General features: G+C 68.5%; 5 protein-coding genes and 1 tRNA gene. All 6 read right to left on the bottom strand.

What is annotated here, in order from left to right; translation table 11 throughout:
- Positions 1–64: 64 nt before the first annotated feature.
- Positions 65–682, bottom strand: coding sequence for a 50S ribosomal protein L25/general stress protein Ctc (locus RWO33_RS19215; protein ID WP_314106929.1), 618 nt, complete (start codon positions 680–682; stop codon positions 65–67).
- Positions 683–792: 110 nt separating this feature from the next.
- Entirely contained in the window at positions 793–1,752 is a 960-nt protein-coding gene (locus tag RWO33_RS19210) for a ribose-phosphate diphosphokinase (protein WP_026070235.1), read from the bottom strand.
- 134 nt (positions 1,753–1,886) lie between these two features.
- Positions 1,887–1,963 (bottom strand) — tRNA-Gln (locus tag RWO33_RS19205).
- Positions 1,964–1,972: 9 nt separating this feature from the next.
- Complete coding sequence (ispE, locus tag RWO33_RS19200) at positions 1,973–2,842, bottom strand: 4-(cytidine 5'-diphospho)-2-C-methyl-D-erythritol kinase (protein ID WP_314106928.1); 870 nt, start codon at positions 2,840–2,842, stop codon at positions 1,973–1,975.
- Positions 2,839–3,492 carry a lipoprotein insertase outer membrane protein LolB gene (gene lolB, locus RWO33_RS19195; RefSeq protein WP_314106926.1) on the bottom strand — a complete coding sequence of 218 codons (654 nt, stop codon included), beginning with the start codon at positions 3,490–3,492 and terminating at the stop codon, positions 2,839–2,841. Before lolB ends, ispE begins: the two co-directional genes overlap by 4 nt.
- A 5-nt stretch (positions 3,493–3,497) precedes the next feature.
- The coding region (locus RWO33_RS19190) for a tetratricopeptide repeat protein (RefSeq protein ID WP_314106924.1) at positions 3,498–4,777 on the bottom strand (1,280 nt) is incomplete at its 5' end.

Raw genomic sequence — 4,777 nt, 5'->3', positions numbered from 1 at the left:
GCCGGCCCGGGGGCGGTTACACCCTCCCCGGGCGCGGCCCCGGGGGGGCCGCCGCCGCAGGTACTTACTCTGCAGCCGGTGCTTCTTCGTCGGCCGCATCGACCTTGCCGGTCTTGGCGGTCACGATCGCATCATCGTGGTCCTTGCCCAGGGCCAGGGCCGGGATGGTCACGCCCTTCGGCAGCTTGATGTCCGACAGCTTGATCACGTCGCCCGAGGCCAGCTCGGCCAGATCGACGTCGATCGATTCCGGCAGGTCCTTCGGCAGGCAGGTGATGGTCACTTCCTTCAGTTCGTGGGTGACCACGACGTCGGCAGCCTTGCCGGCCGGCGAGGTGTCTTCGTTGATGAAGTGCAGCGGCACCGAAGCGGTCAGGGCCTGGTTCTCGTCCACGCGCAGGAAGTCCAGGTGCATGATCAGCTGCTTGTGCGGGTGGCGCTGCATGTCACGCAGCAGGACCTTGGTGATCTGGCCGTCCAGGTTCAGGTCCAGGATCGACGAGTAGAACCACTCGTTCTGCTGGGCAAGCCAGGTGGCGTCGTGGTCCAGGCTGATGGCGACCGGTTCGGCGTTGCCACCGTACACGATGGCCGGGATCACACCGGCGTGACGCAGGCGGCGGCTCGCACCCTTACGCTGCAGTTCACGCTTGGTGACCTTGATTTCATGGGTCTTCGACATTTTTCTTCTACCAGTTGTTGCCTTGCCGGAGTGGCTTGGCGATGAAAGGCACGTCCGCGACCAGACGTACCCGGGGCCCTGGCTGCCGTTGCCGGCCGCCAGGAAAAAAATCAATCCACGTACAGCGAGCTGACCGACTCGCCGAAGGCGATGCGGCGCATCGTCTCGGCCAGCATTTCCGCCACGCTGAGCTGGCGGATCTTGCTGCACACCCGCGCCTCTTCACGCAGCGGGATGGTGTCGGTCACCACCAGCTCGTCGAGCTGGGAGTTGTTGATGTTGTCCACCGCCGGGCCCGAGAGCACGGCGTGGGTGCAGTATGCCGCCACCTTGAGCGCGCCACGCGCCTTCAGCGCCGCGGCGGCCGCGCACAGGGTGCCGGCGGTATCGACGATGTCATCGACCATCACGCAGGTCTTGCCTTCGACGTCACCGATGATGTTCATCACGGTGGAGACGTTGGCGCGCGGCCGGCGCTTGTCGATGATCGCCAGGTCGGCGTCGTCCAGGCGCTTGGCCACGGCGCGCGCACGCACCACGCCACCCACGTCCGGGGACACCACGATCAGGTTTTCGGTGCCGTAGGCGCGCCAGATATCGGCGAGCAGCAGCGGCGACGCATACACGTTGTCCACCGGCATGTCGAAGAACCCCTGGATCTGGTCGGCATGCAGGTCCACCGTCAGGACACGGTCGGCGCCAACGGCGCTGAACATTTTGGCGGCGACCTTGGCCGTGATCGGCACGCGCGAGGAACGCATGCGGCGATCCTGGCGCGAGTAGCCGAAATACGGCACCACGGCGGTGACACTGTTGACCGAGGCGCGCTTGAGCGCATCGATCAGGACCAGCAGTTCCATCAGGTTTTCCGCGCTGGGCGCGCAGGTCGGCTGGATCACGAAGACGTCCTGCTTGCGGACGTTCTCTTCGATTTCGACCTGTACTTCCCCGTCGGAGAAGCGCGACACCAATGCCTTGCCCGGTCGCACCCCCAGCTCCTTGCAGATGCTCTGCGCAAGGCGCTTGTTGGCGTTGCCGGAAAATACCAGCAGGTTCGGGTGTTCTTGCATCATGACGGTCTCGGGCGGGAGCGATTGGCGGAGAACTCTGCCGCGGGCGCCCGAGGACGTCTGCGGTGACAACACCGCGGCCGTTCAACCGTGTCCGCGCAGCATGCGCATGGAACGCGGTTGGCGTCCGCAAGTGGCAGGGGCGGGAGGATTCGAACCTCCGAATGCCAGGATCAAAACCTGGTGCCTTGGGCCTCTTGGCGACGCCCCTGCATCAAAATCAATAACGCTCGAGTACATCAAGCAGTGGCGAGCGCTCCACGCCCGCAGCCACCCATGCCCGCAGTCCTTCCGGCAACTTCGCCAGGCCCTGCTCTGCAGCAGCGCGCGTGTCGAACTCGACGAAACAACCGCTTCCCGACCCGGTGAGTCGTGCCCGACCGATGCTGTCCAACGCGATGAGCACTGCCTCGACGGCAGGTTCGCGACGGCGCAGTACCGGCTCGAACGCATTCCCGAGCAAAGACCCGGAAGCGAAGTCCGCTATTTTCGCCACTGGGGCGTCTCGCGTCAAATCCGGAGAACCGAAAAGCGCTGCGGTCGGTACGTGCACCCCGGGGTCGGCGATCACGTACCAGGCCGGCGGCAGGGCCAACGGGGTCAGCTGCTCACCCACGCCCTCGGCCCAGGCGTTGTGGCCGCGCACGAACACCGGCACGTCCGCGCCCAGCTGCAGGCCCAGTTCGGCCAATGCATCCACCGACAGCCCGGCCCGCCAGAGGTGGTTCAAGCCCACCAGCACGGTGGCCGCATCGGACGATCCGCCACCGAAACCTCCGCCCGCAGGGATGCGTTTTTCGATGGCGATATCCGCACCTTGGGAGACGTTCGTCGCATTTTTAAGCAACAACGCGGCGCGGATGGCGAGATCGTCGGCCTCGGCCACGCCCGCTGCCGACGGCCCGTCGCGACGGACCCTGCCGTCGGCGCGCACGCCCAGCCGGATGCGGTCGCCCCAGTCGAGCAGGCGGAACACGCTCTGCAGTTCGTGGTAACCGTCGGCGCGGCGACCGGTGATGTGCAGGAACAGGTTCAGCTTGGCCGGGGCCGGCCACCAGGCCCCGTTGCCGTTCAGGTCCGGCGCGCTCATGGCGCGTCCAGCACCCAGCCGTCCACCAGCAGGCGCACCTTGGCGTCGCCCCTGACCGCCTCGATCCGGCGCGGCAGCACCGGTCGCCCGTCTTCGGCCGGGTACCAGTCCAGGTACTGGATGTCCCAGCCCATCTGCTGGAAGCGGCGCGGACGGCCTTCACTGTCGCGATCGACCTGCCCGGCGGCGGCCACGTCTGCGGCGACCAGGCCACGCACCCAGTCCGGCAGCTGGTTGACCGGGATGTCCCAGCCGGTGGCCTCGAGCAGCACCTGCTGCGCGTCGGGGCCCTGGCGCGGCCCGCCGTCGATGCCGTCCAGACGACCACCGCCCTGCGCGCTATCACCACTGAGGGTCCAGCTCTGCCGGGTCACCGGCGCACTCAGCGCGACGACGTAGCCGCGCGACTGCTGGCGCCAGTCGATCCGGCCGCTGCCGCCATTGCGGCCCTTGCTGACCGCGACGCGGCCTTCGAACGACCAGTCCGGCCGGTCGCGCAGCGCCTGCACCCGCAGATCCTCGGCCTGGCGGGCCTCGGCGCTGATCGTGGTCGCCACGTCCGGCGCGGCCGGCGCCTTGCGGGTGTCCAGCGACACGCAGGCCGACAACGACAGGGCCATGGCCGCCGCGCAGGCGGCCCTCATCGACATCCACTTCATACGCCGTATTTCTCGATCACGCGCTGCAGCGCACGGTTGTCCGGGTCCAGCCTGCGCGCTTCATCGAAGAAGCGACGGGCCTCGTCCTTGCGCCCCAGCACCCACAGCACTTCGCCGACGTGCGCGGCGATCTCCGGGTCCTTGGCCAGGGTCCACGCGCGGCGCAGCTGCACCAGCGCTTCTTCATTGCGGCCCAGGCGATACAACACCCAGCCATAGCTGTCGACGATGGCCGCATTGTCCGGCTCGGCCACGCGGGCACGGTCGATCAGCTGCAGCGCTTCCTGGTACCGCGTGGTGCGGTCGGCCAGGGTGTAGCCCAGCGCGTTGAGCGCGGCCACGTTTTCCGGTTCGGTGACCAGGATCTTGCGCAGGTCGGCCTCCGCGCGCGCGACGTCATCGCGGCGCTCCCAGGCCAGCGCGCGCGCGTACAGCAGCGCATTCTCGTCCGGGTAGGCAGCCAGGCCACGGGCCAGCGCGTCCAGCTCGCCGGGCAGGTCGTCGCCGCGCTGGCGCAGCTCGGCCTCCAGCAGGTAGGCGTCGCGGCGCGCCTCGTCGTCGATGCTGGCGTCGGACTGGATCGCGTGGACGCCGGCAAAGGCCCTGTCGGTGCGGCCGAGCTCGTACTCGGCACTGGCCGCGCGCAGGCGCGCTTCGGCACGCTCTTCACCGCCGGGCACGCTGAGGTACCAGTCCACCGCTTCGGCATGGCGCTTGAGGTATTCGGCGATCTTGCCCAGCAGCAGGCGCTGTGCCGGATCCGGCCGGGTGGCCTGTTTCGACAGCTCGGTATACAGCGCCAGCAGCGCCGGGTCGTCTTTCTGCTTGGCCAGCAGCGAGGCGCGCATGCCCCAGGTCTGCACGTCCTGTGGTCCCACCGCCAGCACCCGTTCGGCGGCCTTGGCATCGCCCATCGCGTCGTAGGCGATGGCCACCGCGTTGCGTAGTTCCGGATCGCTGGTGGTACGCGGCTCGACCGCGCGCAGGGTGGCCAGCGCTTCGTCGGTCCTGCCGGCCTGGAACATCAGGCTGGCATTCAGCAGCGCCACCCGGGGTTCGCCCGGGAACCGGCGCACCACTTCATCGACCATGCGCCGGGCCAGCTCGGGCCGGTCCAGGCGCATGGCCAGGCGGCCGAACTCCTGCCACGGCTCGATCTGGTTGGGGATGGCGTTGTCGTCGACCAGCCTGCCCAGCACGTCGGCGGCCGCGGCGGGATCGCGGCCGCCACCGACCAGGGCGGCCAGCGCGGCCTTCCAGCCGCGCGGGTCGGGGT

It is taken from the genome of uncultured Stenotrophomonas sp., from assembly GCF_963519925.1.
Taxonomy (GTDB): Bacteria; Pseudomonadota; Gammaproteobacteria; order Xanthomonadales; family Xanthomonadaceae; genus Stenotrophomonas; species Stenotrophomonas maltophilia_AE.
Note: the sequence above shows the minus strand (reverse complement) of the source record. Positions and strands in the feature narration are given on the sequence as shown.

What these genes read in the sequence shown, in the direction of transcription:
- RWO33_RS19210 (WP_026070235.1), bottom strand. Translation starts at nt 1,752, where the DNA reads ATGCAAGAACACCCGAACCTGCTGGTATTTTCCGGCAACGCCAACAAG.
- ispE (WP_314106928.1), bottom strand. Translation starts at nt 2,842, where the DNA reads ATGAGCGCGCCGGACCTGAACGGCAACGGGGCCTGGTGGCCGGCCCCG.
- RWO33_RS19215 (WP_314106929.1), bottom strand. Translation starts at nt 682, where the DNA reads ATGTCGAAGACCCATGAAATCAAGGTCACCAAGCGTGAACTGCAGCGT.
- lolB (WP_314106926.1), bottom strand. Translation starts at nt 3,492, where the DNA reads ATGTCGATGAGGGCCGCCTGCGCGGCGGCCATGGCCCTGTCGTTGTCG.